Source organism: Providencia vermicola, assembly GCF_020381325.1.
Taxonomy (GTDB): domain Bacteria; phylum Pseudomonadota; class Gammaproteobacteria; order Enterobacterales; family Enterobacteriaceae; genus Providencia; species Providencia vermicola.
Genome location: NZ_JAGSPI010000005.1, coordinates 107,927 through 132,446, shown reverse-complemented (window position 1 = coordinate 132,446; position 24,520 = coordinate 107,927). Strand labels below are relative to the sequence as shown.

Below are 24,520 nucleotides of genomic sequence, written 5' to 3'. Positions count from 1 at the left end.
TAGTTAAAGACAAATAAGGTAAAGCTAGAGACTCTAGCTTATTTTCGATAGGTGACTTTGTTATTATTTTTTCTTGTTTAACATCGATTTCAAATCAGCAAACGGGTTATAAGTTGCCGCTTCGATATCATTTTGTGCATCTTCCCCCGCCACAACATTGGTGCCATACATATCTGCTTCTGTGTATTTTGAATGCTCATGATCATGGCAAAATAAACATAAAAGCTCCCAATTGCTGCCATCTTCAGGGTTATTGGTATGATCATGGTCGATATGGTGAACCGTTAACTCGCGTAAATTTGAATACACAAACTCGCGAGTACAACGCCCACACACCCACGGATAAATTTTTAGGGCTTTTTCACGATAGCCGCTTTCTAAACGCGCATAGTTTTTAGGGATTAGAGCCATTACCGACATTCCTATTTCAAAAAATTATTCAATAATAATTCATCTAATATACCTCAAGTTAGAATGAAATAAGAAATCTAAGACAATAAAAAACCCAGATATTGATTCTGGGTTTCTCTTAGTTCGCTAATATTCGAATAGATTACTTATTTAACAGCTCTTGGCGGATAATCTCTGCCCCTGCACTTAAGGCATTGAGTTTACCCGTCGCAACTTGGCGCGACAGCGGTGCCATTCCGCAGTTAGTTGATGGATAAAGCTTATCTGCATCCACAAATTGAAGTGCTTTACGTAACGTATTAGCGACCTCTTCTGGCGTTTCGATGATATTGCTTGCCACATCAATCGCCCCGACCATTACTTTCTTGCCACGAATAAGCTCAATCAAATCCATAGGAACATGGGAGTTATGGCACTCCAGTGAAATAATATCGATACTCGAGGTCTGCAGCTTAGGGAAGGCTTCTTCATACTGGCGCCATTCAGAGCCCAACGTTTTCTTCCAGTCTGTATTAGCTTTAATGCCGTATCCATAACAAATATGCACCGCCGTTTCACATTTCAGGCCTTCAATCGCCCTTTCCAGCGCCGCCACTCCCCAATCGTTCACTTCATCAAAAAATACATTAAACGCAGGCTCATCAAACTGAATAATATCAACACCTGCAGCTTCGAGCTCTTTTGCCTCCTGATTCAGGATTTTAGCAAATTCCCAAGCCAGCTTTTCACGGCTTTTATAATGGTTATCATACAGCGTATCAATCATGGTCATTGGGCCTGGTAATGCCCATTTAATCGGCTGTTTCGTTAATTTGCGCAAAAATTTAGCATCTTCAACAAAGACTGGTTTTTGGCGTTCAACAGCCCCAACCACCGTCGGAACACTCGCATCATAACGATCACGAATTTTAACCACTTCACGCTTTTCAAAATCAACGCCACTGAGGTGTTCAATGAATGTGGTCACAAAATGCTGGCGAGTTTGCTCGCCGTCACTCACAATATCAATCCCAGCACGCAATTGATCTTCGAGGGATAAACGCAGCGCATCTTGTTTCCCTTCAATTAATTCTTCATTTTGCAGCTTCCAAGGCGACCAAAGGGTTTCAGGTTGAGCAAGCCAAGAAGGCTTTGGTAAACTGCCAGCGGTAGATGTTGGTAATAATATTTTCATAATAATTGACCTTAAATTTTTATCGTTAATCAAAGTGCGTAGCTAGCAGACCATTGTTCTAGAATATGTTTATAGGGTTCAATAAAATGCTCTTCTGTATATTTCCCCTGCTCAATAGCCAATCGGCTACGTTCTTCTCGGTCATAAACAATTTTTGTTAACGAATAATCTTGGTTCGTTAAACTCGGTTGATAACATTGCCCTGCAACAGAATTTGCATTATATATTTCTGGGCGATAAATTTTCTGGAATGTTTCCATCGTACTAATCGTACTAATCAGTTCGATATTGCTGTAATCGCTCAGCAAATCTCCCGTAAAATAAAAGGCTAATGGAGCAACACTGTTTGACGGCATAAAATAACGAACTTGTAATCCCATCTTTTTAAAATATTGATCCGTTAATGAAGATCCATTTTGCTGATATTCGATACCTAATACTGGATGCTGATTACCCGTACGATGATAAACATCTTTATTTGAGACGCTTAAACAAATAACTGGCGGCTTATTAAAATGTGTTTTGTATTCGTTCGAGTTAACAAAATATTTAAAGATATTCCCATGTAAATCGCCAAATTTTTCAGGGATACTAAAGTTTGCTTGGTCTTTATTGTGATCTAATAATAAAACACTGAAGTCATAATCACGGACATAAGAGGAAAAATTATTTCCGACAATTCCCTCTGTACGTTGCCCCGTTTTGTTATCAACGATGTTTGTTTTTAATACTTCAATCACAGGGAATGTATTGGCATTATTTTCAACACGCATTTCCACAGAAATAATTTCAAGCTCAATTGCATATCGGTCACTTTTCGGATTATCCCAATAGGCTAACGTATTAAAACGGTTGTTCATCATGACAAGCGTGTTACGCAAATTTTCTTGACGATTTTTCCCTCTAGCTAAATTAGCAAAGTTAGTTGTTATCCGTGTATTTTCAGAAGGATTATAATTTTCATCAAAAAGACTACTTTTAATCGTGAATGTAAAATTTTTGTTCATCGTCTTGTCGCACCCTAAATTCCAAGATGGAAACTAAATTGACTTCATGATTTTCTAGAAGTTTTTGTTTCTCATTCATCAATCTTTATGTTGTAAATAAGTTAACTTGTTAGCGTTAATTCATTTATGCCAGAGCCGCTGAATGAGTGAAAGCGACTTAATTTCACTACAACATGAATGAAATTCATGATCATAGGTATGACTGGCTTTGTGCGGTATTTAGATCTGCATCACATAATTTAGATTAAAAAGGTATAAGTAAAAAAGATGAGATAAGCCTAGTTATTGATAGGTGTTGAACTTACGATGAGCCTAGTTTGATATTTCGATGTTCAGAGTTTACACACAAAAAAAAGGCACTCGCCCCCGAGTGCCTTTTGACTACAACTCACTGAATATAAAGTAAATTACACCTATTCAGCGGTTCTGGTACTAGTGCGGATTAGGTAATCAAAGGCGCTAAGTGCGGCGTTCTAAAAGTGAGTTAAACAATTGATTTAAATGGATTTAGTCAATGGTTAATGTCCACATATTGACCACACTTATAAAGCCTCTTTTGATAAGAGGCTTTATTTTTGCTTATTTTTCAATGGGTGGGAGTAGTTTTTTACTATTACAGTAAAGAAACAATAACCTCATAAAGGATATTTAATTCGAAAAAATCACTTTCAATAAAAGATTAATCATTAAATATTAATCTATTTTTTGCTAATAATTTCTCTTTGTTTATTTTAATTTTCCCTTGCGTTATAACAGCGCCTTCTAAGTACCGTTTATAAAAACAATCATCTGTAAAATGTATAGCCATTGAATCAGGATCTATAACCATAATGCCTTTATCGAAAAGTCGATGTAAACCAACAGATAACATAATTCCATTATCAATAGAATTGTCATAATAATCACTATGAGTTTGAATATGAGCGGCTTCAATCGCTATAGAATCACCAGTAATACAGCACCTATGATTATAGTTAATACTAATAGCTCTTCGAAAAGCAGCTTGCTCCGAAGTATCACGGCCTATAGTGCTAATCTCTACCTTTTTCCCACGTTTATTATGAATAATGATTGGCGATGAAGGATTATTTGCGATAACTCCCGTACCCTTTGAAAGAGCTATAGCCTCATCATTTTCGACTACTGCAACGTCTAGGTTATGTTTATACGAGTCAATAAGAGCATTAGATTTAAGTTCATTCTTTGCTAATTTATATGCTTCACCAGTTGTCATAGTTCTTATTGCTAATTGATAAGCTTCAATATTGTAGTAAGGACGTTCATCAACGGCTAGCTGCTCTCTCAAAGCCTCTCTCAATTCTTCATTACTTTTTCGTTTAGTTTGCTCTTGAGACATTGAAGTATACACTTCTTGCTTATGTTTTCTGATTTCAAGGTCAATTGATGATTTGAGTCGTTTCTTTGGTTTAATCTTACTATATTCAACATTTGCATGTTTACCATGCTTTTGTGTCCTTTGATGAGAATATAATCCCATTGTAGAACTAAAATGTTTTCCACATACCTCACAATCATAAGGAGATTGTGATTTAAATTTAAACTTACTTTTTTTAGCACTCAAAGCTAGCGTATCCTTAAGAATAAATTATTTAATAACTGTCACAGCTAATACTTATTTTAGCCTAAAACTATTACCAGAATAGTGAGCAATTCTAAGTATTTAAAAAATGTTTCAAAACATCTCCATCTGTTTCTCCCCCCGATGTGATCTAGGTAACTTTTCCATCGGGATCTCAAAGCCTTCTGGTAACTCTTGAGGGATAGTTTTTGTAAGATAAATCTCCACTGAGGTTATTGTCGTAAAAGAACAGCCACACAACATATTTTGACATTGGTGATAGCTTCTACGGGTTTCACTACTCATGGATTTACTGATTTTGGTATAGGTCACAGCGCCACACAGGGGACAATTGAACGCCATTTTTTAACCTTGGGTTTGGAGTATGCCTTAAGTTAGGTTAATCTATTTATGGCAAAAATCAATTAAAGGGACTTATCATGAAACAAAAACAATCTATATGGACTATAATACCCATAGTCATATCATTAACTTCTCTATATTTATTTATTTCTCCTTTTTTATTATTCAGATACCTAAGCCAATTAGATGCACAGCGATTCTTTTCATTTCTCATAAGTGAAATTTATCTATATCCATATTTACTGGTAATATCAACAGGATGGTTGTTTTTGATTTTTTTACTCTATATAGTTCCTTTTTTGTTTTTTAAATTAATTCAAACCTCGCTAAATAGCAAAAAAACCATCAATCCATTTAGGTTATCTAAATTATCATATGGGATAGTGATTTTCCTAAACCCAATATTATTTATATCACTATTAAGTTTAATAAATAATGCAGCTTTCTACATTCAGCTCCTAGGAATCGTTCTGTTACTTTCATTCAACTTCATAATACTAAGCATACCTTCAGCGCTCCCACTAAAATTCATTAAACTCAGAGAGAAAACAATTGAAAAGTTGAAATTAAAATCAATAATTTCAATTTTTATCACACTTACACTTTCTTTTTTATATTATTTTTACTATAATTCAATTCATGGATTCATACCTGTTCCAGCATTTATTTTCACCTCCATTGTAATAGTTGAAATCACCTTTAATCTTAACAAGATACAATCAATATTCACTAAAGAAACGAATCCTGACTTAAAAATAAAACAAGCAAAAAGAATAGATAAAATAGCCTTTCTTTTAATGATATCAATTTCCATTTTGCTTCTATCTTTTATTACTTCAAAATCCATAATTAAAAACTTAGATAATGACCTGAAATTTAAAGACGCTCTAATTCCATTTTCACTTTTACTTTTTTTTATATACATATTGCCAAATATAATTTCATTGAAAAAAATGAAAACCAAGTCAATTAAATCAATTGCATTCGCTACATATTTTTTATTATTTTTCTTGATCACAAATATTGTTGATGTTATCGCTTACCGTTCTTTTAATACAATGCAATTTATTAACACAACTAAAATAGAAATTTCAGCGAGTAAGTGGTCTAGCCCTAAAACACCTATCCCTATTAAACAGGATAAGATACAAATGATTGCTTTCAATGCATTTCAATTATACGAAAAATCGATTTTCTGTGAATATGAAAACATAGATTTATTAATTAATAAAATCGAATTAAATTTCTTTGAATCTAAAAAAATTCACTCTAAATGTATATTTGTCAACAATGACGATGTGAACCTAGTTGAAAAGGATAAGTTTATAAAAATAACACCAACCTCTGAGGAACCTACCCTTCATCAATACCAACATCTTTGATCCTTATTTCTAGCTCCAAACTTGTGATAAAGCCGTGACTATCGATTTGATGAAGAACTCGGCTAATCACCCACTGGTGACTGTCAATGGTCGGTTTAAATCCAGTTACTGTGACAGGCGTTTCAGGGTAAAGGTCGGCGCGCCCCTCTGCCAACGTAATATTAAATTCTGCCACGCCCCTTTGTAGTTTTGACCACTTGGCCGCGGCGGCTCGTTTAGCCGATTGCTCGTTTTTAAAGGTTTGTCGCATCACAAAAACGTTCCCCTCGGCGCCCTCGATGTAATCGCCCTCTTTTTTGCTCGACTTCTCCTTTTTGGTTTTTTGCTTGCGTTTGAGATTGGTTTTCTTTTGTTGGCCGTAGTTCAAATCAAGCCAATAGGCTTGTACACCAGTGTACGCTTGCCGGTCAGCCAATCGGAAATAATGCCTATCGCCACTTTCCCGCATGATGGTAATGACGGGCAATGGTTTGCCGCTTTGGGTGACTCCCTGATTAGGCACAATAAATAATAAACTGCCATTTTTAATGGTGGCTATCGCGCCAAGCATTTCAGCCATTCGAGTTAAAAAGCTAATATCGCTCTCATTGGTCTGGTCGGCGTGGTCAATTTCAATGTGCATCAATTGCTTACTGACGGCGGGTTTGAGGTTATAACGCCCCGCTATCGCGCTCACTACATCCAGTACTTTGATATCGTGCCAGCTGTATTCCCGTTTGACGTTAAAGTCTTGCCGAAAATCCGCACTACGGGCGGTTACCGTGATTTGGTCGGGAGGGCCTGAGTGGCTAATTTCATCAACGGTATACATCCCTTTGTGTACCAAGGCTTCCCCCTGCCAGCCTAAGGAGACAGAAATCTCAGCCCCCCGCGCTGGTAATGCAATTTTGCTGTCTGTATCATCAATCGTGAGCTCTAAAGTATCGGCTTCAAAACCCCGATTATCCGTTAATGTTAGTGAAATAAGCCTGTCATTGACGCTCAAGAGCTGCACGCCACCGACAGTTAAATCAAATGCAGGAACTTTGACTAAATTCCCCTCTGCCCAATCCATAAAAGACATATTTCCCACCTATCCAATTCAATATGCCTAGATTGTCGTCGCGCGCGTAGGTGAGCAATCATCCGTGGTTCTCTCATGCCTATGAGAACCCTAAGTACATGATTTGTTATCAAACATCCCTGAGAATAAAGATAAATAGACATCAGGAGATAATAACGATGGCCGTATATCATCATGGTGTTGAAGTCCATGAAACAACCGACCTCAGCACCCTTATTCGAGATATCGACACCTCAGTGATTGGGATTGTCTGCACCGCAGAAGATGCCGACCCCGAGGCGTTCCCACTCGATACCCCCGTATTAGTCACGCGCATTAAAACGGTACTGAGCAAAGCCGGTAAGACCGGTACGCTTTACACAACACTCAAAGCTATCGACGACCAATGCAGTCCCAAAGTGGTGGTTGTGCGTGTGGCGGAAGAAAAATTTGAGAGCCGCCAATCACAAGACCAAATGGTGATTGGCGGCACCGGTGACGATGGACGCTATACTGGACTTTATGCCCTATTGACTGCTGAGGCCAAGCTCGGTGTACGCCCGCGTATTTTGGCGGTACCGAAATTGGATACTAAACCCGTCGCCATGCAGCTTGCCGTTTTTGCCAAACAAATCAAAGCCTTTGCCTATATCAGTGCGAACGGCTGTAAAACTATCGCTGAAGCCAAGAAATACCGCGAGGATTTCAATCAGCGCGAAGTGATGATCATCTACCCTGAATTTATCGCGTACAACAAAGAAAGTGGCCAAAACGAAGTTATCCCCGCCACCGCTTACGCCATTGGATTGCGTGCCAAGATTGATGCGGAACAAGGTTGGCATAAGTCGATTTCTAACGTGCCAGTTAATGGTGTTTTGGGTATTAGCGCCGATATTTACTGGTCGTTACAAGGCAAAGATACCGACGCTAACGATTTAAACAGCCACCAAATCACCACGCTGATTAAGCGCGATGGATACCGTATTTGGGGTAATCGCTCAGGCGATAAAGAAATTTATACTTTTGAAGTGTTTACCCGTACCGCACAAATTTTGGCTGAAATGATTGCCGAGGCACATTTTAGCTATATTGACAAAACACTCACCCCCTCATTGGTGAAAGATATTGTCGATGGGATCAACCGTAAAGGCGCACAACTCGTCACGCAAGGCCGTTTATTAGGGTTCCAATGCTGGTATGACCCATCGGATAACCCGAAAGAAAATTTACGCGATGGTAAGGCGCACATTCGCTATAAGTACACCCCTGTACCGCCACTGGAAAACCTGTCTTTAACGCAGGAATTCACTGATGAATTTTTCACTGTTTTCGACCAACTGGGCTAAGGAATTTAAATTATGGGTATGCCTAAAAAACTCTTTTTGTTTGACCTATTCATTGATGGCCAAACCTACCTTGGACAAGTAGAAGAAGTCACCCCGCCAAAGCTGTCATTAAAAACAGAGGATTATCAAGGTGCTGGTATGGTGGGCTCCGTTGCGGTCATGATGGGTTTTGATTCTGGCGCATTAGATATGGACGCCTCTATGGGTGGCCTAATGTCAGAATTATTAGAAAGCTGGGGCGCAACCATTGACGGTAAGCAATTCCGCCTTGCGGGTTCTTACTACGATGATTCAACTGGTGAATCCATCCCGTGTGAAATTCAAACTCGCGGGCGTTTTACCGAATGGGATCCTGGCAGTTCGAAAGCTGGTGATAACACGCAACACAAATACACCATCAAAAATACGTACTGCAAAATCACCATCAATAACAAAGAAACTTTTGAAGTGGATTTGTTAAATATGGTGTGGAAAGTCAACGGCAAAGACATGCTGGAAAAACACCGCGCCAACATTGGCCACTAATTAATATGGTGGGTTTCATCACCCACCCATTTCACATTTATTTTAATAGGAATAGTCACCATGGCTGAAGTTATTCAATTCGACGCACCCATCAAATTAGAATCAGGGCAAGAAGTCACCGAAATCACCATCACCGACACCATGAAACAAGTCGGTGCCTTACGCGGCTTAAAACTGTATGACGTGATGACTTCCGATGTGGATTCACTGATTAAGTTACTGCCGCGTGTAACGTCACCGCGTATGACTGAACGTGATGTTATACAACTGCCTATCCCTGCATTAAATGCACTCGCCACTGGTGTTGCCAATTTTTTAGTACCGAACTCCCCGCAAGAGACGACAGACGACGCGGACGAGTAATTGAGTGCCCGAACATTGAAACGGATGAGTTAATCGCTGATATCGCCATCGTTTTTCACTGGGCGCCGTCTGAATATGACGCCATGACGGTTGGCGAAATCCTGTTATGGCATAAACGCGCAGCCGCCAGAACAGGAAATGAATCATGAGTGACCGCAATTTAAATATCAAAGTGTCGTTAAGTGCTGCGAATAAGTTGTCATCCCCTGTCAGTGCTGCACAGCGCAGCGCGGCAGGGTTAGCAACTCAAATCAAAGCTACACACGCTTCTATCCGTAATTTACAAAGTCAATCGAAAACATTCGAGCGGCTTTCTAATTCTGTTAATAAAAACTCACAAGCCTACGAAACGGCCAAAAATAAAGTTAAGGCGTTACGTGACCAATACCCGCCGCTGACCCAGCAAACCGAAGAACAAAAGAAAGCCTTAGCCGCTGCACGGTTAGAGCGTGACCGTTACGGCCGCACACTTGACAAAGAAAAACAAAAACTCAATACCGTAACGGCCACATTATACCGCCACGGCATATCCGCACGACAAAGTGGTGATGCGACGGCACAAGTGACACGACGCACTGAAATCTATAACCGCCAATTGGACGAACAACGCCGTCGATTAGCCGCGACAACACGTGCCCAAACTCAGTATACAAAAGCAAAAGAAGTCAGAAATAAATTAGCCACTGGTGGTGCAATTGCCACCGCAGGCGGTGTGGGCGCACTATATGCTGGTGCGCGAATTACTACTCCTGGTCGAGACTTTGATGAGGGCATGTCAACGGTTCAAGCCCTCACCCGATTAGATAAAAACTCGCCACAACTGGCCATGTTACGTCAGCAAGCACGGGAACTGGGCGCCAGTACGGCTTATACCTCAACTGATGTGGCGGCTGGCCAAAAGTTTCTGGCCATGGCAGGTTTTACACCCGATGCCATTAAATCGGCATTGGGTGGCGTATTAAATATGGGGTTAGCTGGTGACATGGATCTCGGTGAGGCATCCGACATTGGTTCAAACGTTCTAACCCAGTTTCAATTAAAAGCGGAAGACATGAACCGTGTTTCTGACGTACTCACAGCCACATTTACCCGCAGCAATACCGATTTACGCCAACTCGGTGAAACCATGACGTATGCAGGCCCTATTGCCGCACAACTTGGCGTGAGCCTTGAAAGTATGGCCGCAATGGCGGGAACCATGGCCGATAATGGTATTCGGGGCAGTATGGCCGGTACATCACTCCGTGCGGGGTTATCGCGCATGGTTGCCCCTGTGGGTAAAGGCCAAGCCGCCCTTGATAAGCTTGGCGTCAGTGTTAAAGACGCCAGCGGTAAACTCCGCGATGCCGACGAAATATTAAAAGACGTTGGCAAGAGTATGCGTAAGTTTGACCAAGCCAGCCAAATTCGCATGAAAAAAGACATTTTTGGCGAGGAAGCCATGGTCGGTATGGGAGCTGTCATTGATGCTGTCATGAATGGCCGCTATGACGCACTGAAAACCGCCAACATGGGTGCCGAGGGTGAAGCCGATAAAAACGCAACAGTTAAAATTGACAACTTAAAAGGCGACCTAAAACAGTTGCAATCAGCATGGGAAGATCTCGGCATTGAAATTCAAGAAAATGTCGATTCCCCTTTACGCCGTGTCACCCAAACATTGACTGACTTTATAGGTAAAGTTGGCCAGTGGATGAAAGAACACCCCAAAATGACGCAAGCCCTTGCCGTCGGTGGGATTGCTATTGCCACCTTAGTCACTGCGCTTGGCGCATTAGCGCTTGCCGCGGCGGCGGTGATTGTGCCATTTGCGGCTATGCGCCTCAGCCTATTTATGCTTACTGGCAGTCAAGGATTTGGTGGCTTAATGGTCGCAGGCAGTAATGCCATTAACCTTATTGGCGGCGGGTTTTCGTTGTTATTGAGCCCTGTAGGCTTATTTGTTGCTGCCATCGTAGCTGCTGGGGTATTAATTTATCAATATTGGGAACCGATTAAAGCCTTTTTTAGCGGGTTTTGGGATGGTTTCATGTCTGCCCTTGCGCCAATTGGTGTGGCTTTCAGTGCCACGTTTGCACCTTTCGCCCCAATATTCGACGGCATTTCAAATGCCGTTAGCAAGGTGTGGAATTGGTTTAAAGAATTACTGTCACCGGTTCAATTGTCTACAGAAGAATTAAAATCCTGTACCGAGGCCGGTCAGGTATTTGGCGAGGTGGTTGATAAAGCCATCAGCGCCCTATTCTGGCCAATTCAGCAAGTCGCCAAAGGGCTCGGCTGGATATTAGAAAAACTCGGCGTTATCCCCTCCGCGGCCGAAGCTGCCGCCGATGCGGCGCGTGCCATGGGGGTTGACCCGAACGAAAAAGACCCGTTCAAATTGCTGAACTCCGTTTCCGCTTATGCAGGGAAAACGACCAAGGCCAATGAACAGGCACAAAAACAGCAAGCCGAGGCAACCAGTAAAATCACTAGCAGTGTCACCGTTGCCGGTAAACAACTGGAAAAAAGCAGCGAGTTACAGAAAAAAGCCAATGACATTAACCCACTAGAAAATGCAGAAAAATACGGCACTTTGGTGTATGACGGCGCAGAGAAAAAGAGCAAGCAAAAAGGCAGTAAATTTGCATTAAGCGATGCAGCCGAAAGTGTCGATAGAAATAAACTCGGCGACATTGTGTTTAAAAACTTTCCAGCCGTAACGACCGTTGATGGGCTGTATCAAGAGCCCCGCATTGCCGCGAGAAAAGCGTCATTGTTACCCCAGTTCAATAATGCATTGATTAATACGTTAGCCCCTATTCAGCCCAAATTAAATGCGGTACCAGTGGCGGTTTCTCCTGCACGACCAGAACGACAAATCATGCAGCCGGAATACAATACGTTTGAGTTGAATTTTTACGGGGTTGATATGAGTAATAAAAAAGAAATCGCTGACATTGTAAAACAGCAATTAACCACCTTGTTACGTGAACGTGATAGCCGCCGCCGTTCCAGCTTAAAAGATCAGGACTAAATTATGATGATGATTTATGGCATGTTTGTGTTTGAACTACGCACCGCCCCTTATCAAACATTTAATCATTCGCTCGACTTTCGCCATGTGAAAAATGACCGCGTTGGCCGCAGTGCAAAATGGCAGTACGTGGGAGCAGGTGAAGATAAAATCACGCTGGCTGGCACACTTTACCCCGAAGTGACCGGCGGTGATGTGTCGCTGGAACTGTTGAAAACCTCGGCCTATGTTGCCCGACCATTACCGCTGATTGAGGGCACAGGTACCATTTATGGAATGTATGTGATAACTAATTTAGTGACCGATAGAACGGAATTTTTTACCGATGGTAAGGCGAAGAAAATAGATTTTACCCTGTCATTAAGTCGGGTTAGTGAGGATGTTAGGGAGAGATTATGTAACTTTATTAGTTAATAAACTCATAGCGCCTCATAAATAGGCGCTATTTTATCATTTGATTTTTTCGTACTTATCTTTCCATTTTTGACTAAAAGGTATCATTAAAATGTAGAGAGTTAACCACCATGAATAAACTGCATGATATGAATAAAAGAAATTTGCAGGAATATAACCATGTGATAGTTTATGTCTGATACCCCCGTATACTTCGTCAATTAGTATAGCTTTCAAATTAAATACTATATCCTCACCAAGCAAGTCAATTATAAAAGGGTCTTCAAGTACATATTTTAGCCCATTTCGCTCTTGACTGCCACTAGGATGTAACGAACTTGGTTCTTTTTCATTTAATTTCATCAAATATCTAAGAGAGTTTTCAATTTGAGGAACTAAAAGATGATTAGCTGTAAGGTAATCACCATCGAACCCTGCAATTACTCCTTTTAAGTAGAACAGTTCATGCCCTACTGGTATAAACGGATTATTTATAAAAATATTTTTTATGGATGTAATGTTTATATTATATTTTAATAATATATTTTCTAATGCAGGTAATATTTTTGCTTGAATAATTAACTCATGATTCATTTTTAAATGCTTCATCATTACTGACCAAAGCTGTGGTGAGCCATCTAATTCTACAATATCTAAAGCACTAGGGACTTTTGCAACTAGCATCCCATCATGGTCATAGTATTGGGCGCCAAAATCATAAATTAACCCTCCATTACCTAAATCTTTTTTAGCTTCTTCTTGAATTTTAGCAAAACGAGTTGGTTGCGCTAGCATGCAAGAAAACCTAAATAACGTATCAAATAAATCTTTTCCATTAATTACTTGTTTTGATTCATTTATAATTTCAGTTAAATCAATTGGGTCTGAAACAAACTCACACATTTGATACTTTATTTCCTTCTGATAATCTCTCATTAGAGAATATAATTTATCTCGCTCATCCCTTACGTTCGGAACTTTATCCAAACACTCAATAGCTTTTAAAATATATGAAGATGACAACATACCCGAATCTTGTTTTTCACTATATTTCACATATGCATCTGACATTTTTCTCCAGAGTTTACTTTCTTCATTTTTATCATTTAAATAGCTTGCAGCCTTTATAGCCAAACTAAAAAAATCAATTGCAATACTAAATTTTTCTTCATTCAAATATTCTTCAGCATAATTCTTTGAAATATTAACAACATCATTATCAGTAGTGATTTTGGCGTTAAGAGATAGCTCTAATAGGTCTCTACTATAGTAACCACCTATAGCCTTATCTAGTTCATCTTTAATAAGACAAGATACTTTATTAAAAAAATCAGGCCGTTGACTGTCTCGTTTAAATAATTTACTTAACTGTAATGCACGTTTAATCCTATTTACGATATCATATTCATTAGCTCCTAATTTTATCAATTCCTTAGCTGACTCTACATATGAGTCAATAGCAGAATATGCATCATCTACTGTATTTAATTTATTAGGCTTAGCTGTCCATATAACATCTGCTATTCTTGCTTTCAGGTCTGGAATAATTACTTTAGGATAAACGTTTTTTAAAGTAACGAATATTTCATCAGGAAAACCTCTAGGTAAAAAGCCATATTTATCATCTATGATGCGATACCCCTGAAAAGGACTCTTACTTTCATTCGGTGAAAACCTTACAGCACATAACTTTGCAAGAATCATTGCTATATCAGAACCTGCATTTGCTATATCTAAAAATGAATGAAGTAGCTCCGAACAAATTGGATTAGAGCAAGTATCTAATATTTTTTGTTGATCTATTAACAGAAAGTCATCTAATGTTAGTTCGAAGTTTTTTGTATCCATCAATTTTATTCCTTTTATTTTAAATAGTTTAAAGCAGCTTACCCGATCTCACTAAACACCTTAAGTTAAATACTCCTATATTTTAGGCCAATTACCCCTCTCACCTCCCCCAACATCCACCCTATTCACCTGCACTCAATACTCTTTCCAAGCCTTTAACGACTCCTGTTCTTCATCTGTCGCAATACCAAGAGGTCAACAGCATATTGAAATGTCGCCTCATTAACTATGCCTCCCAAGACCGCATATAAAGGGTTTTTAATACCTACGATGGGATTTTTCTATTACGCCTAGTGGATTTTCATTGTCTAAAACAACGAGAAACTGGGATTTTCCCTTAAGATATTTACCAATGGTTTTATAATGTTCATTAGCATCGCATAGACTCATATTCCGGTTAAGGTTGAGCTTCGTGATAAGATGGTTAATTTCATGAGATTTAAGGTCTAACATGATCTCTTCATCTTCGAGGTGCAGCATCAAATATTTTGCTAGATATTCATGATTAAGTACGGTTTGTATTTTATTTTGAAGGTCAATGCATAACGAAAAATGTGCGTCTTTAATTTTACTGATACTGTCATTTAAAGACAGGATTTGGAAATCACTATCACACCGTTCGCTGACTAAAAGATATCCATCGTTTCTTAGTGATGGCCGCATACGCAAACATTCATTGACGGTAGAGTGATGTTTTACCCATTCGCTAATATCTTTTGAAAGCCATGACAACATTTTAAGAATAGCAACGTGCATTTCACTTAGGTTTATTTTATGAATTGGCTCATAGTGCGCTATTCGATTTCTAAATTCATTGATTTCTTTGACTGCTTTTTCAAATTCTTTTCGCGTAAGATTAATGTTAGGCAATAGCGTTTTCATGTTCGTTTGCCAAATAGACCGGTCATATTCTGCCCGAAATAAGTTTGACCAAAAATCAAATGTCAGCGTCGAGACAATATCCTCTTTAGTAGGCCTTTTCGCCCTATCTATTCCTCGATCAAGTGCGTCCCTACTTTGCTCTGATAGACCCGACCTAAAATGTTTATCTTGGAACCATTTGTCATCAAAATTCACACTGAAAATATCATTCATCCTGTTGCGAAGTGTGACTTCGAGAATATGAAGTGGATAAAGAAAAGCTTTCGAGAGACGTGCATTATATAAGTACAGGCTAAATGCATAGTGTTGATTAAACCCTGCACTTTTTAAGTAAGGTGCAAAACGAGCTGCCGATAAACCTTGAATAAGGTTATCTTCCAGACCATCATACGTGTAAGGTACTTGACTTTCTGCCATGAGCGTTTAGAATCCTTTAACAGAGCAGTTGGTTTGGCCCCTCTGGTGATTACACTAAGCGCCCCCAACAATCTACTTAGATCCCCGAGACAGACTTAGGTCCCTCTCGGGGTTTCGCTTTTATAGTCACTACATTTTCCTAACTCTTCATCAACTTCAATGCCTTTCAGAGACACTTCTATCACGTTTTTAAACAGTTAGCGACCTAAGAATTGAACCTTATTATGCAATGTTCGGTGTGTTCATCTCTTTTAAATACGCTTTATGTAATTCATCCATATGTTCCCATAAAATAAAGCTAAGTGTTTCTTTCGCTTCTTGGGATTCAACTGTCACGATGGCATAAATTAAAGCGCGACACTGGTCGATAATTTCGTCTAATTCACAAGGCGGTTGATTATACATGGTTCACCACCTAGAGGAATAAAGTGTATAGCGGTAACTGGGGATACAAAAAGGTGCTGTAGAAAGGTATTTTAGCCGTCTTTTCCATGATGACTACCCTCTGTTATTTAACGTTGGGCTCACCACCAAAAAACACTAATTTCAAGGGTGGTGAACTGAACAAAGTTAGCGTTACCGGTAAACAGAGGGATCCGGCGCATCTTTCAATGCCCTTGTCCAGCCCACCATTGTTACAATACAGGTGTAGCTGCCCGCATATTGTAATACCTATGCGGTTTTCCCTCTTTCATTTTTCGGGACGCTAATCCACGACAACGAATTTTTTCGTTGCAAACTGACTATAACGAGTTACAGATCACGCTTCAATTGCCTGATAAAATATTCAGACAAACTTTCTTCCAATCACGGAGAAATAAATAAAGCCATTAAAATTATTCTTAAAATCAATCTGTTGAAATATTCGGCCACACAATATTAGGTGCCTGTGATGTATCAAGGCGGTGAAGCTTTACTCGATATTCTTTCCAATCTTTTAATTGCGCAATTTCAACTTGGGTTGCAATTTTCAAGTCAACAGCATCTTGCAATGGGGCAATTGCCGCCGTTGCCGTGTTCAATAATTTATATTTTTTCTTTTCAGCCTCACCCACTAACTGAGCATGGCTAGGCGGTGAGATAGTTTGCCAAGCAGGTAAACCATTTTCTCCCGCGATACGTTCCTTGCCTTTCGGAGGGGAAGACCCTGCAAATTCTAACCAAATCGCTTCGCTTACTTCGATGGCATCTTTAGGAAAATGCCCCGCATCCACATAGCGTTGTTTAAGCTGTTTTAAGCAGAATATATTTTCGATAGCGCTGTAATAATACATGTTGATATCCTTAGTAACCTATTGCCAATACCGCGGTTTTTAGTCCATTATCGATGGTAACTTTGACAGTCGAGTTGTCAATTAATTGTGCTGACTGCGATTGTTCATCATTATCATAATCAAGTGCACTTGCCACATAACCGAGGCAAAATAACCCTGCATTCGGAAATTTCATGGGGAGCTGAAAATAATGCGTTCCTGTGTGATGTGTATAGTGAGCCCATTGAATAATCAATCCTGTGTCACCACATATCCACCAACCATTTTGGTACTTTTTTGCCGTGTTTTTGTTATACGTTTCTTGAATTTTTTCGTTTATCTCCGTTTTGTTATAGGTGCCGATATCGCTAGCTAATAGCTGAATGTTTTTATTTAGTGGCTTGTTGTTAATCATCCGAGATATTGGCACGTACCCAGCCATGGCATTTTTTAAAACTGTATTCATGTAGTTACGAGTGACCAATACAACCGCAGGGTCAATTTTTAATATCACCGACTCGGTATGACTAACAATTAAAACAATACGAACCGTAAGCGTGCGCCCTGAACCTTCAACCAGTTTTGGCTTATAGGTTTCTGGACTGTTAGCAATTGCAATCAAGTTACCCGCTTTATCGAATAAACCGATTTCACGCACCCACCAACCGCCTTCGTTTTCAGGAATGACCTGCTCAGCAATGATTTGGTTTTTATTTTGTTCATCAATAAATAACGTATTAATGGCAGCTCGGCGCTGTTCTTTGATCAACTTAGTTTGATTGGTATCTGGCGTTGGCAAGCTCCCGCCACCGTCACCAACTGCCATGTGTGTTAATTCAATTTTCGTGCCGAGGGCAGTCGCCTCTGCGAGCACTTTTTCACCGTAAGTGGTAAGCAATGCAAAATATTTCATTGGAGAGTCACCCTCATTTCATCAATAACATGTATCGCTGCCCCTGTGGAAATCATGCCGCCTGAGCTGATCACATCTGGCGTGTATGGGTAAACGGTTAATTCATCACCGCTATAGCTAGCCACGGAACAATAGATTTGGCCTTTGGTTTCTAGTTGAATAGTGAGCCCGACTAAATGACGGCTCGCCGGCTTGGCATCAAAAATCAATGCTTCTAACTCTTGATACATTTCCTCAGTAATACCAGTTTCAAGCACCCCGATATCAAGGCGAAACGTGCCGGCGGTTTCGTTGGTTTTCCACCACTCAATCACGCGAATTAAATAACCCAACGGCTCAACTACGCGGCGCAAGGCGCCTATCGTACCCTTATGCTTATGAATAAACATCGCGGCTTTCACGGCATCCCGCTTGGCTTTTTCCGTCCAGTTTTTATCCCACCGGTCAACACTAAACGCCCACGCCAAATACGGCAGCAAATGCACAGGGCACTTATCAGGGTTCCATAGAACGCGAATAGGAATAGGCACACGCTCAATTTGTGCCAGTGATTCAGCTGCCGCGAGCTCTAACGGGGATGAACCCACGGGCAATAAACGATTATTCATCTGAGCCCCCTAATGCCACATTGATTTGTGTGCAGAAGCTGGCCTGTGTTTTATCCAATTTGATATTTGCAACCGGCTTTTTCAGCTCCACACGTTGCACGCCTTGAACATGCAGCGCGGCATAAATCGCACTAAGCACAATGTCACGGCCTAAGCGGTGTTGCTGTGTCGCATAGCGTTTCACTTGTTCCATTGCCGCAGCCATAATGGGTTCATATTCTGGCGATGGGTAGCAGTAGATCACCGCGTCGATTTCATAGTTAACGATGGTTGCCGATTGCACTGTCACACGATCAGCTACTGGCCTAACATCCTCATCGTTTAATGCAATATTCACTTTTTCGATTAAATCCGCTGGCGCACTGCCGTTCCCCTCGCGGGATAAAACAGTAACTGTGACATGAGCCGGTAACGGGCTAATGACTGACGCATCCGAGACTCGGCCATCGGCAGACCGTGCATGATATTTATAACTGCCAATCGGGCCAGCTACGCTTAACGCTTCGAAAGCGGCCGGTATACGCGTGCGTAAATTGGAATCCGACTCATACACCGGTGCAATCGGTGGGATGGCGCTTTCATCACCCTCCGAAAGTATCAAGCGTTTCACGTTGTTATTGGCCGCGAGTTGGTCAAGGTCGGCACCGGTGGCAAAGGCCACCATGCTTGCGCGAGCTGCTTCATTGATACGCTGACGTAAAATCAGTTCACGGTAACAGTTTTCTTGCAGTAGTTTAGTGAGTGGCTCAGATTCTAATTCTAATGTACGGGCGATAGCTTCCCGCTGTTCTTCTGGCATAGCAGCGATTAACGCAGTTTTGCGCTCGGCAAAGAGCACCTCAAAATCTAATAACTCGACAACATCGGGTGCGGGTAACAAACTTAAATCAATACTGGCTGCCATGCTGCTACCTCACAGGAATAGAAATCGAAATGGGTTCACCCGTTTGCATAATGACACCCGATAAACTCACGCCCATTTCGCCAACATCAGAACGAATATAATCAATGGTTTGTAACCTAACGCGGGGCTCCCATTGCATTAACGCCATATAACACGCACTCATAATTTTCAGGCGCAGCGCAGGGTTTTGTGGCTGATCAATTAAGTCATACAATAGTGAGCCGTATTGCCGACGCATCACCCGCGAACCAATCGGCGTTCGCAAAATATCAGCGATACTTTGGCGAATATGTTCACTGTCTGTCAGGCCTCGACCAGTTTTCGCATTCATGCCACAATATTTCATATTGGTTTCCCTGAGGTGTCCCCACCCGAACGCACACCGCCATGTTGGTGAGTGTGTATAACCACGCCATTGGAGGTTATCGACCCGCTGTGATGGTTAAAATCACCCGTCATTTCACCGCCCTTTTTCACATTCAATGTGGCGGTGGTGAGGTTATTGGTACAAATCACGTTCGGTGTATCGAGCTTGATTTCGACGGAGGCGGTGCAAATCACTTTTTTGGTCGTTGCACTAATTTCATCACTAGCCTCAATCACCGCTTTTTTAATACCGACGGCCTTTAATGTTCCGTTTTCTGGCTCATATTCAATCACCGCACCATCGGGAAAAGTGTGGTGTAATGCATTGGCTGAATGTGTCGGCGCAGGGTTCGCATTGCTATACAGTGAACCCAAAACAAAACCGGTTGTTAGCTCACCGCCTATCGCCCCAATCAACACTTGTTCACCCACCGTCGGCGCCCAATAACTGCGAGACTCGCCAGCGCGATGCACTAACCATCTAATCCAGTCAGTCACTAATTCCCCCACTTGAACGCGGCAACAGTCATTGTCTAAATCCACCTCGGTGACCACGCCTTGACGAAAAAGGTTACTGAGTAAGCGATATAGTTCTTGTAAACTCATAGCTGCCCCACCAAATCGAGATAAATCATTTCCAATAACCCCAAGCGCTCATGCTCCGACAGCCCCAATAATTCACGTTTGGGATAGCGTGCCCGCGCCAGTTCATTTACAGCCCCCTCAAGCCCGTATTGATGTTCTCTGGCAATCGCCGCGGCTTTGCCTTGAAATCCCACTATCGCGCTATCTTGCGTACTACGTGCATGAAGAAAACGCGCCGCTCTAAGCCGCCGAAACATTGGTACATTACGTTTGGTACTGCGTTTGACCGAGGAAAAATTAATATCTAAAAAGCGCTCGATATCTTGGCGATAAAAGGTTCTCACCGCGCCTCTATCTTCATCAAAACCCGTGATAGTTTTACCTCGACGCCCTTTTGACCCTTGCCAATTTCGCAAGGTGCGAACATCACCACGGTGAATAAATCTAATTTGCTGCTGTGCGCGTAACACTTTACGTTTACGGGGTTCATAGGCTGAGCCGTCCGCGTTTTGTTGGCTACGAATACGCTTTTGTTGGTCGGCACGGATTGCCCGTGCTAATTTGCCCGTCAGTTTTCGCCGGTAAGCCGGTGAGGTTGTCGATAACAAGCCATTGAGCTCATTTTCAAGTTGCATAAACAGGGTGTTATCACTCATGGAATATAACTCCCTCATCAATCACGATATCCCATGCAGGTAAGGCGACTTCAGGCTCGGAAATATGCTCTTGCACAATTTGTCCATTCACTTTTTTAACAATCACGCGCTCGGTGGCCTTGATGGTGTACAGTACGTCGATTTTTTCTGTGTCAAGAATGTCAGCCTTGTAACGAATACCATTCGCCCGTTTATCAGGGTTAAATAACAAATCTGGCTGATGTTTTCGGGCAAAAGTCAGGATGGCCAATGACAATGCGCTTAATTCACCGGCATAATCCATGGCCAATACCTGAATTTGGTACTCATTCAAGTATGATGCGGATTGTGTACCGGTGGCCTGTATACCGCCATCAGTGATATAGACCTCTAATAAATCAGGGTTTTGTTTAAACTGGGGTATCTGCTCAACAATAGTTTGGCGTAATAGATTCGGCTTTAACATTATCTCCCCCGCGTGTCATAGAGTGCTTTTTGGCAACGCATTTCTACGCGTTCTTGCAGTGGTGCTGTCGCGCATTTGGGTTCTTGCAGTAATACCACGCCGCTCAACAAAATCAGGTTTAACAGCAAGACAAAAACACCAAATATCAAAATATCAATTAACGCTTTCATCTCGTCCCCTTGCACTGGTTTACCACATCACGGATATAGCCCTGTAAATAATTTATTTTGGCTCGGTCTCGCTGAATTCCGGTTCGGATATCGTGAACAATAAGTCCACCTTTTCGAGTGAGTCCGACGGTGGCTGCATCGCCCACGCTGCTGGAGCGGGCAGTGTGATTGATGGTGAGCTCACAGGTTGCAAGGTCGGCGCTGGCGAACTGCACCCGACGACGCTCAGTGAGTAAATCATCACGCAAACGTTGAGATTCATTTTGTTCATCTAACAACCTCTGGTTATAGGTCACATTAAGTTGATGTAAGGTATCTTGTGCCTTTTTTAACTGGGCGAGTTTTTCCGTGGCATCAATAAAGGCTTGAGCGCTTATCGCACTAAGCGCCATTTGATGCCCCAGTTCGCTCACACTTAACTTGGCTTTGAAATCCAAACGCGCAACGCCAAACACCGCACCACCGCTAACTAATGCCGCAATACAAGCAACCGCTAAATATCCCCCTAAAACAGAACGATAATTCACCATTACCGCCCCCATTCTCCGCACAGTAATTCGGCCTCTTGGTCACGGCGGATCACTTGGCCATAACAGCCGTTTGGCTGGCCTTTAGTTTGTCGGCAATCTTTACCACCATCCCGCGTCCATTTAGGAAGCTCCGCACAAGCGCCCTTGATATCTCCCGCATTTAATTTGCGGTAGAACGTGGATGAAAAACATTTAGATGGCCCGATGTTGTAAGGGCAAAATGACGCAATACCGGCGATTTGTGGTTCGGTCAGTGGCACATGCACATGACGTTTAACCCATGCAATCGCTTTGTCAGCTTCAATCTGGTTTAGCCGGTCACATTCCGCTGGGGATAATTGGGTACCTATTTTTACTGGCTTACCGTCAATACGTGTTACACCACGACAAATAGTGACCACACCGCCCCCATCACGATATGCCTTGAGCGAGTTCCCCTCTTTTTCATTCAAAAAGCCGGAGAGGATCGCACCGCCACTGGCGCCAGAAATAATCAATGCAATAACAGTCTGGCTTAATCGTGATTTGGTGTTCATTTCATAAATCCTTTGGTGATTGCTCGGTGACTTTCACAATGTTTTCAATATCACGCTCACTGATGGGGTGACGAGAAAAATAACGTTCTAATATGCGTGTGCGTTTCATTTGCTCACGGCGGTTCAACCGATATGTCATCACGCCCAATGAAACACTGGCAATTAACCCGATTAAAAACCCCCACTCATACACGGAGAAATCACCCAAAAACCCTAAAATGCCCGACCCACTGAACAAACCGCCAAATCCAGAAAGTGTGTAAGTTAGGCGGCTCCACCAATCATTCATGCTATTAATCCTGTTTTGTTAATCCCAAAGTTGGATCATGTTTTGTTTTGCCACTGGTGCGAGTTCGGGTAATTCCACCCATTGCCCCGCGGCTAACTGTATGCCGCCCTCAACCAAATTCGGATTTGCCTGTAATACTTGCTCAACGATGCCCTGCGTATGCCCATAATGTCGCCAGCACAACAGGTCAACGGTGTCACCTTGCAGCGCCTGCACTTTCATTAGACGAGCTCCGCAAACATGCGTAACTTACCGAGAATATCCCGCACGGCGTTTTGGCCATCGCGGCGCAGATCATCAATTTGCGTGCTCAAGGCTTGAGCGTGCTTTTCACCCTCACGCGTGGTGTCAATATCGCGGTAGTTTTCAATCAATAAGGCTTTGGTAAAGCTATACACCGCATGGTGATAACGGAATACAGTGGCCGTGGTATCGTTAATTTGCGGTGATGGCACCTCAGATAATTGGGTAAAGCCCTTGGCGTTCTGTTCTTGCCGCCACTCATCCAACAACTGATTAACGTACAGCACCACTTCAGTGGTCATATGCTTTAATCTGCTGGTAGTGACATTCCCCGTCAAACGCATGGATTGGCGCAACAGGTCTAAACCAATGTCTGGCCAAAAGTCACCCGATGTGATTTTTTCATCACCATCGCTGATGCTTTCGTCTTGCACGCTATGAATTTGTTTTGATGCCACTAAGCCCATGATTATCCCTTTGAAAAAACGGAGGTGGACAGCGACAATACAGAGGGTTAGCCCTTTATTATTGCTGTGCCTCCGTGGCACGCGGGTGCAACTCGGTTATTGCTATTTTTTAGGCGTTTCGTCTTCTTGCTTACGTACTGCCCGTAATAGCTGTTCAATCTCTTTTTTCACACCAATATCTTTGTCGATAAGAATGGCTTTTTGCAGGTATTCAAGGGCTAAGGCTTGCTGCTTATCGTCATTTTTGAGTGTTAAACCAATGACTTTGTACAACTTAGCACGCGCCCCATCAGGCATATCGGATTGCGCTGTAATACGCTCTAATCTCAGTAAATCATCAAGTGACGCTGTCACTTCATCGTCTTTGCCACTTGCTTTAACTGCTAATGACCAGTCACAAATTTCATCAACTAAAACAGTGGCTAAGGTGCGGTTATAGTTATCGGGCAATGGCAGATTAAATTGGATAGCATATTCGGCCATGTGTAAGGCTTCTGTGTATAAACCTGCGTCGATATGCCACACCAAAGTGCGAGTAAAGACCTCATCAGCCACACCGCTCTGGCTTTCCAACACGCCCTCATTCCAACCGCGATAATTAGGTAAAACCTTGCGCTTATACGCTGCTTTACGGTCATTGCCTTGGATATTGCTTAATTGCGCTTGGTCAGCCCGTAAACGGTGTAAAATATTTTCATAAGCGGTCATATCTGCCCGTGACATTTCGGCAGGCACCCCACCGCGACGCGATGCCATTACTTTTTGCCAGTGCTTCTGTGCCGGTGTTAAATGGTCCATTTGCGTTCC

31 protein-coding genes and 1 pseudogene are annotated in these 24,520 nt (G+C 41.9%); 7 read left to right on the top strand and 25 right to left on the bottom strand.

The annotated features are described in order from the left end of the window. Positions 1–63: 63 nt before the first annotated feature. The 5 genes from yajD to KDJ85_RS08880 form a co-directional block, all read right to left on the bottom strand. The gene (gene yajD, locus KDJ85_RS08900) at positions 64–411 is read right to left on the bottom strand and encodes a YajD family HNH nuclease (RefSeq protein ID WP_206084257.1); all 348 of its coding nucleotides are present in this window, start codon (positions 409–411) and stop codon (positions 64–66) included. Between the two features lie 142 nt (positions 412–553). Further along, entirely contained in the window at positions 554–1,585 is a 1,032-nt protein-coding gene (locus tag KDJ85_RS08895; protein ID WP_225819341.1) for a methionine synthase, read from the bottom strand. Positions 1,586–1,614: 29 nt separating this feature from the next. After that, a complete protein-coding gene (locus KDJ85_RS08890) occupies positions 1,615–2,592 on the bottom strand; it encodes a DUF1852 domain-containing protein (protein WP_225819340.1) in 978 nt (325 codons plus the stop codon). A 679-nt stretch (positions 2,593–3,271) separates the two neighbouring features. Then, positions 3,272–4,174: an HNH endonuclease signature motif containing protein gene (locus KDJ85_RS08885; RefSeq protein WP_225819339.1), complete on the bottom strand. Its 903-nt coding sequence runs from the start codon at positions 4,172–4,174 to the stop codon at positions 3,272–3,274. Positions 4,175–4,285: 111 nt separating this feature from the next. Continuing rightward, entirely contained in the window at positions 4,286–4,534 is a 249-nt protein-coding gene (locus KDJ85_RS08880) for an Ogr/Delta-like zinc finger protein (RefSeq protein ID WP_225819338.1), read from the bottom strand. A gap of 77 nt (positions 4,535–4,611) precedes the next feature. Between KDJ85_RS08880 and KDJ85_RS08875 the strand changes: the two genes are divergently transcribed. Further along, the gene (locus KDJ85_RS08875) at positions 4,612–5,916 is read left to right on the top strand and encodes a hypothetical protein (protein ID WP_225819337.1); all 1,305 of its coding nucleotides are present in this window, start codon (positions 4,612–4,614) and stop codon (positions 5,914–5,916) included. Here the strand turns inward: KDJ85_RS08875 and KDJ85_RS08870 are convergent. Continuing rightward, positions 5,888–6,979: a phage late control D family protein gene (locus KDJ85_RS08870; protein WP_225819336.1), complete on the bottom strand. Its 1,092-nt coding sequence runs from the start codon at positions 6,977–6,979 to the stop codon at positions 5,888–5,890. The two genes, KDJ85_RS08875 and KDJ85_RS08870, sit on opposite strands and share 29 nt — an antisense overlap. A 158-nt stretch (positions 6,980–7,137) precedes the next feature. On the opposite strand from KDJ85_RS08870, the gene KDJ85_RS08865 reads away from it, so the two are divergent. From KDJ85_RS08865 to KDJ85_RS08840, 6 genes are read left to right on the top strand one after another with little or no spacing between them, the layout of a single operon-like run. Continuing rightward, positions 7,138–8,304 carry a phage tail sheath subtilisin-like domain-containing protein gene (locus KDJ85_RS08865; RefSeq protein WP_225819335.1) on the top strand — a complete coding sequence of 389 codons (1,167 nt, stop codon included), beginning with the start codon at positions 7,138–7,140 and terminating at the stop codon, positions 8,302–8,304. Positions 8,305–8,316: 12 nt separating this feature from the next. Further along, positions 8,317–8,829, top strand: a complete 513-nt coding sequence (locus KDJ85_RS08860; protein WP_225819334.1) for a phage major tail tube protein — start codon at positions 8,317–8,319, stop codon at positions 8,827–8,829. Positions 8,830–8,889: 60 nt separating this feature from the next. Continuing rightward, entirely contained in the window at positions 8,890–9,192 is a 303-nt protein-coding gene (locus tag KDJ85_RS08855) for a phage tail assembly protein (protein ID WP_164528854.1), read from the top strand. Beyond that, entirely contained in the window at positions 9,111–9,341 is a 231-nt protein-coding gene (locus tag KDJ85_RS19250) for a GpE family phage tail protein (protein WP_338050590.1), read from the top strand. Before KDJ85_RS08855 ends, KDJ85_RS19250 begins: the two co-directional genes overlap by 82 nt. Then, a complete protein-coding gene (locus KDJ85_RS08845; protein ID WP_225819333.1) occupies positions 9,338–12,208 on the top strand; it encodes a phage tail tape measure protein in 2,871 nt (956 codons plus the stop codon). The genes KDJ85_RS19250 and KDJ85_RS08845 overlap by 4 nt, the downstream gene beginning before the upstream one ends. A 3-nt stretch (positions 12,209–12,211) precedes the next feature. After that, on the top strand, positions 12,212–12,622 hold the full coding sequence (locus tag KDJ85_RS08840) for a phage tail protein (RefSeq protein ID WP_225819332.1): 411 nt from the start codon (positions 12,212–12,214) through the stop codon (positions 12,620–12,622). A gap of 36 nt (positions 12,623–12,658) precedes the next feature. Here the strand turns inward: KDJ85_RS08840 and KDJ85_RS08835 are convergent, their stop codons facing one another. The 19 genes and pseudogenes from KDJ85_RS08835 to gpM all read right to left on the bottom strand — a co-directional run bounded on the left by KDJ85_RS08835 (position 12,659) and on the right by gpM (position 24,511). Next, positions 12,659–14,449: a DUF4209 domain-containing protein gene (locus KDJ85_RS08835; protein WP_225819331.1), complete on the bottom strand. Its 1,791-nt coding sequence runs from the start codon at positions 14,447–14,449 to the stop codon at positions 12,659–12,661. Between the two features lie 135 nt (positions 14,450–14,584). Continuing rightward, a pseudogene (locus KDJ85_RS19245) lies at positions 14,585–14,641 on the bottom strand (tail fiber assembly protein); the annotation flags it as partial. Positions 14,642–14,707: 66 nt separating this feature from the next. Further along, a complete protein-coding gene (locus tag KDJ85_RS08830) occupies positions 14,708–15,748 on the bottom strand; it encodes an Abi family protein (protein WP_225819330.1) in 1,041 nt (346 codons plus the stop codon). Between the two features lie 222 nt (positions 15,749–15,970). Further along, on the bottom strand, positions 15,971–16,153 hold the full coding sequence (locus KDJ85_RS08825; RefSeq protein ID WP_225819329.1) for a hypothetical protein: 183 nt from the start codon (positions 16,151–16,153) through the stop codon (positions 15,971–15,973). A 443-nt stretch (positions 16,154–16,596) separates the two neighbouring features. Further along, the gene (locus tag KDJ85_RS08820) at positions 16,597–17,022 is read right to left on the bottom strand and encodes a tail fiber assembly protein (protein ID WP_225819328.1); all 426 of its coding nucleotides are present in this window, start codon (positions 17,020–17,022) and stop codon (positions 16,597–16,599) included. Between the two features lie 10 nt (positions 17,023–17,032). Beyond that, positions 17,033–17,914, bottom strand: a complete 882-nt coding sequence (locus KDJ85_RS08815; protein ID WP_377210599.1) for a phage tail protein — start codon at positions 17,912–17,914, stop codon at positions 17,033–17,035. Next, entirely contained in the window at positions 17,911–18,522 is a 612-nt protein-coding gene (locus KDJ85_RS08810) for a phage tail protein I (protein WP_225819327.1), read from the bottom strand. The genes KDJ85_RS08815 and KDJ85_RS08810 overlap by 4 nt, the downstream gene beginning before the upstream one ends. Beyond that, entirely contained in the window at positions 18,515–19,426 is a 912-nt protein-coding gene (locus KDJ85_RS08805) for a baseplate assembly protein (RefSeq protein ID WP_225819326.1), read from the bottom strand. The genes KDJ85_RS08810 and KDJ85_RS08805 overlap by 8 nt, the downstream gene beginning before the upstream one ends. A gap of 4 nt (positions 19,427–19,430) precedes the next feature. Continuing rightward, positions 19,431–19,772 (bottom strand): GPW/gp25 family protein, encoded by a 342-nt coding sequence (locus KDJ85_RS08800; protein ID WP_225819325.1) that lies wholly within the window; start codon positions 19,770–19,772, stop codon positions 19,431–19,433. Next, positions 19,769–20,398 carry a phage baseplate assembly protein V gene (locus KDJ85_RS08795; protein ID WP_225819324.1) on the bottom strand — a complete coding sequence of 210 codons (630 nt, stop codon included), beginning with the start codon at positions 20,396–20,398 and terminating at the stop codon, positions 19,769–19,771. The genes KDJ85_RS08800 and KDJ85_RS08795 overlap by 4 nt, the downstream gene beginning before the upstream one ends. Continuing rightward, positions 20,395–21,033 (bottom strand): phage virion morphogenesis protein, encoded by a 639-nt coding sequence (locus tag KDJ85_RS08790; protein WP_225819323.1) that lies wholly within the window; start codon positions 21,031–21,033, stop codon positions 20,395–20,397. The genes KDJ85_RS08795 and KDJ85_RS08790 overlap by 4 nt, the downstream gene beginning before the upstream one ends. Beyond that, positions 21,026–21,478 carry a phage tail protein gene (locus tag KDJ85_RS08785; RefSeq protein WP_225819322.1) on the bottom strand — a complete coding sequence of 151 codons (453 nt, stop codon included), beginning with the start codon at positions 21,476–21,478 and terminating at the stop codon, positions 21,026–21,028. The genes KDJ85_RS08790 and KDJ85_RS08785 overlap by 8 nt, the downstream gene beginning before the upstream one ends. Continuing rightward, the gene (locus tag KDJ85_RS08780; RefSeq protein WP_225819321.1) at positions 21,478–21,648 is read right to left on the bottom strand and encodes a preprotein translocase subunit SecG; all 171 of its coding nucleotides are present in this window, start codon (positions 21,646–21,648) and stop codon (positions 21,478–21,480) included. Before KDJ85_RS08780 ends, KDJ85_RS08785 begins: the two co-directional genes overlap by 1 nt. After that, positions 21,645–22,178 carry a lysis system i-spanin subunit Rz gene (locus KDJ85_RS08775; RefSeq protein ID WP_225819320.1) on the bottom strand — a complete coding sequence of 178 codons (534 nt, stop codon included), beginning with the start codon at positions 22,176–22,178 and terminating at the stop codon, positions 21,645–21,647. The genes KDJ85_RS08780 and KDJ85_RS08775 overlap by 4 nt, the downstream gene beginning before the upstream one ends. Next, on the bottom strand, positions 22,178–22,714 hold the full coding sequence (locus KDJ85_RS08770; RefSeq protein ID WP_225819319.1) for a lysozyme: 537 nt from the start codon (positions 22,712–22,714) through the stop codon (positions 22,178–22,180). The genes KDJ85_RS08775 and KDJ85_RS08770 overlap by 1 nt, the downstream gene beginning before the upstream one ends. 1 nt (position 22,715) lies before the next feature. Next, entirely contained in the window at positions 22,716–23,003 is a 288-nt protein-coding gene (locus KDJ85_RS08765) for a potassium channel protein (RefSeq protein WP_225819318.1), read from the bottom strand. An 18-nt stretch (positions 23,004–23,021) separates the two neighbouring features. Then, positions 23,022–23,225: a tail protein X gene (locus KDJ85_RS08760; protein ID WP_225819317.1), complete on the bottom strand. Its 204-nt coding sequence runs from the start codon at positions 23,223–23,225 to the stop codon at positions 23,022–23,024. Beyond that, positions 23,225–23,713, bottom strand: coding sequence for a head completion/stabilization protein (locus tag KDJ85_RS08755; protein ID WP_225819316.1), 489 nt, complete (start codon positions 23,711–23,713; stop codon positions 23,225–23,227). The genes KDJ85_RS08760 and KDJ85_RS08755 overlap by 1 nt, the downstream gene beginning before the upstream one ends. 102 nt (positions 23,714–23,815) lie before the next feature. Further along, a complete protein-coding gene (gene gpM, locus KDJ85_RS08750) occupies positions 23,816–24,511 on the bottom strand; it encodes a phage terminase small subunit (RefSeq protein WP_225819315.1) in 696 nt (231 codons plus the stop codon). Positions 24,512–24,520: the final 9 nt, after the last annotated feature.

Excerpts from the sequence above, each read along its gene's own strand:
- KDJ85_RS08865 (WP_225819335.1), top strand. The coding sequence starts at position 7,138 with ATGGCCGTATATCATCATGGTGTTGAAGTCCATGAAACAACCGACCTC.
- KDJ85_RS08830 (WP_225819330.1), bottom strand. The coding sequence starts at position 15,748 with ATGGCAGAAAGTCAAGTACCTTACACGTATGATGGTCTGGAAGATAAC.
- KDJ85_RS08870 (WP_225819336.1), bottom strand. The coding sequence starts at position 6,979 with ATGTCTTTTATGGATTGGGCAGAGGGGAATTTAGTCAAAGTTCCTGCA.
- KDJ85_RS08820 (WP_225819328.1), bottom strand. The coding sequence starts at position 17,022 with ATGTATTATTACAGCGCTATCGAAAATATATTCTGCTTAAAACAGCTT.
- KDJ85_RS08755 (WP_225819316.1), bottom strand. The coding sequence starts at position 23,713 with ATGGGCTTAGTGGCATCAAAACAAATTCATAGCGTGCAAGACGAAAGC.
- KDJ85_RS08815 (WP_377210599.1), bottom strand. The coding sequence starts at position 17,914 with ATGAAATATTTTGCATTGCTTACCACTTACGGTGAAAAAGTGCTCGCA.
- KDJ85_RS08785 (WP_225819322.1), bottom strand. The coding sequence starts at position 21,478 with ATGTTAAAGCCGAATCTATTACGCCAAACTATTGTTGAGCAGATACCC.
- KDJ85_RS08770 (WP_225819319.1), bottom strand. The coding sequence starts at position 22,714 with ATGAACACCAAATCACGATTAAGCCAGACTGTTATTGCATTGATTATT.
- KDJ85_RS08845 (WP_225819333.1), top strand. The coding sequence starts at position 9,338 with ATGAGTGACCGCAATTTAAATATCAAAGTGTCGTTAAGTGCTGCGAAT.
- KDJ85_RS08880 (WP_225819338.1), bottom strand. The coding sequence starts at position 4,534 with ATGGCGTTCAATTGTCCCCTGTGTGGCGCTGTGACCTATACCAAAATC.
- KDJ85_RS08780 (WP_225819321.1), bottom strand. The coding sequence starts at position 21,648 with ATGAAAGCGTTAATTGATATTTTGATATTTGGTGTTTTTGTCTTGCTG.
- KDJ85_RS08765 (WP_225819318.1), bottom strand. The coding sequence starts at position 23,003 with ATGAATGATTGGTGGAGCCGCCTAACTTACACACTTTCTGGATTTGGC.
- KDJ85_RS08810 (WP_225819327.1), bottom strand. The coding sequence starts at position 18,522 with ATGAATAATCGTTTATTGCCCGTGGGTTCATCCCCGTTAGAGCTCGCG.
- KDJ85_RS08805 (WP_225819326.1), bottom strand. The coding sequence starts at position 19,426 with ATGGCAGCCAGTATTGATTTAAGTTTGTTACCCGCACCCGATGTTGTC.
- KDJ85_RS08800 (WP_225819325.1), bottom strand. The coding sequence starts at position 19,772 with ATGAAATATTGTGGCATGAATGCGAAAACTGGTCGAGGCCTGACAGAC.
- KDJ85_RS08775 (WP_225819320.1), bottom strand. The coding sequence starts at position 22,178 with ATGGTGAATTATCGTTCTGTTTTAGGGGGATATTTAGCGGTTGCTTGT.
- KDJ85_RS08790 (WP_225819323.1), bottom strand. The coding sequence starts at position 21,033 with ATGAGTGATAACACCCTGTTTATGCAACTTGAAAATGAGCTCAATGGC.
- KDJ85_RS08890 (WP_225819340.1), bottom strand. The coding sequence starts at position 2,592 with ATGAACAAAAATTTTACATTCACGATTAAAAGTAGTCTTTTTGATGAA.
- KDJ85_RS08835 (WP_225819331.1), bottom strand. The coding sequence starts at position 14,449 with ATGGATACAAAAAACTTCGAACTAACATTAGATGACTTTCTGTTAATA.
- yajD (WP_206084257.1), bottom strand. The coding sequence starts at position 411 with ATGGCTCTAATCCCTAAAAACTATGCGCGTTTAGAAAGCGGCTATCGT.
- KDJ85_RS08860 (WP_225819334.1), top strand. The coding sequence starts at position 8,317 with ATGGGTATGCCTAAAAAACTCTTTTTGTTTGACCTATTCATTGATGGC.
- KDJ85_RS08840 (WP_225819332.1), top strand. The coding sequence starts at position 12,212 with ATGATGATGATTTATGGCATGTTTGTGTTTGAACTACGCACCGCCCCT.
- KDJ85_RS08760 (WP_225819317.1), bottom strand. The coding sequence starts at position 23,225 with ATGAAAGTGCAGGCGCTGCAAGGTGACACCGTTGACCTGTTGTGCTGG.
- KDJ85_RS08895 (WP_225819341.1), bottom strand. The coding sequence starts at position 1,585 with ATGAAAATATTATTACCAACATCTACCGCTGGCAGTTTACCAAAGCCT.
- KDJ85_RS08875 (WP_225819337.1), top strand. The coding sequence starts at position 4,612 with ATGAAACAAAAACAATCTATATGGACTATAATACCCATAGTCATATCA.
- gpM (WP_225819315.1), bottom strand. The coding sequence starts at position 24,511 with ATGGACCATTTAACACCGGCACAGAAGCACTGGCAAAAAGTAATGGCA.
- KDJ85_RS08825 (WP_225819329.1), bottom strand. The coding sequence starts at position 16,153 with ATGTATAATCAACCGCCTTGTGAATTAGACGAAATTATCGACCAGTGT.
- KDJ85_RS08795 (WP_225819324.1), bottom strand. The coding sequence starts at position 20,398 with ATGAGTTTACAAGAACTATATCGCTTACTCAGTAACCTTTTTCGTCAA.
- KDJ85_RS08855 (WP_164528854.1), top strand. The coding sequence starts at position 8,890 with ATGGCTGAAGTTATTCAATTCGACGCACCCATCAAATTAGAATCAGGG.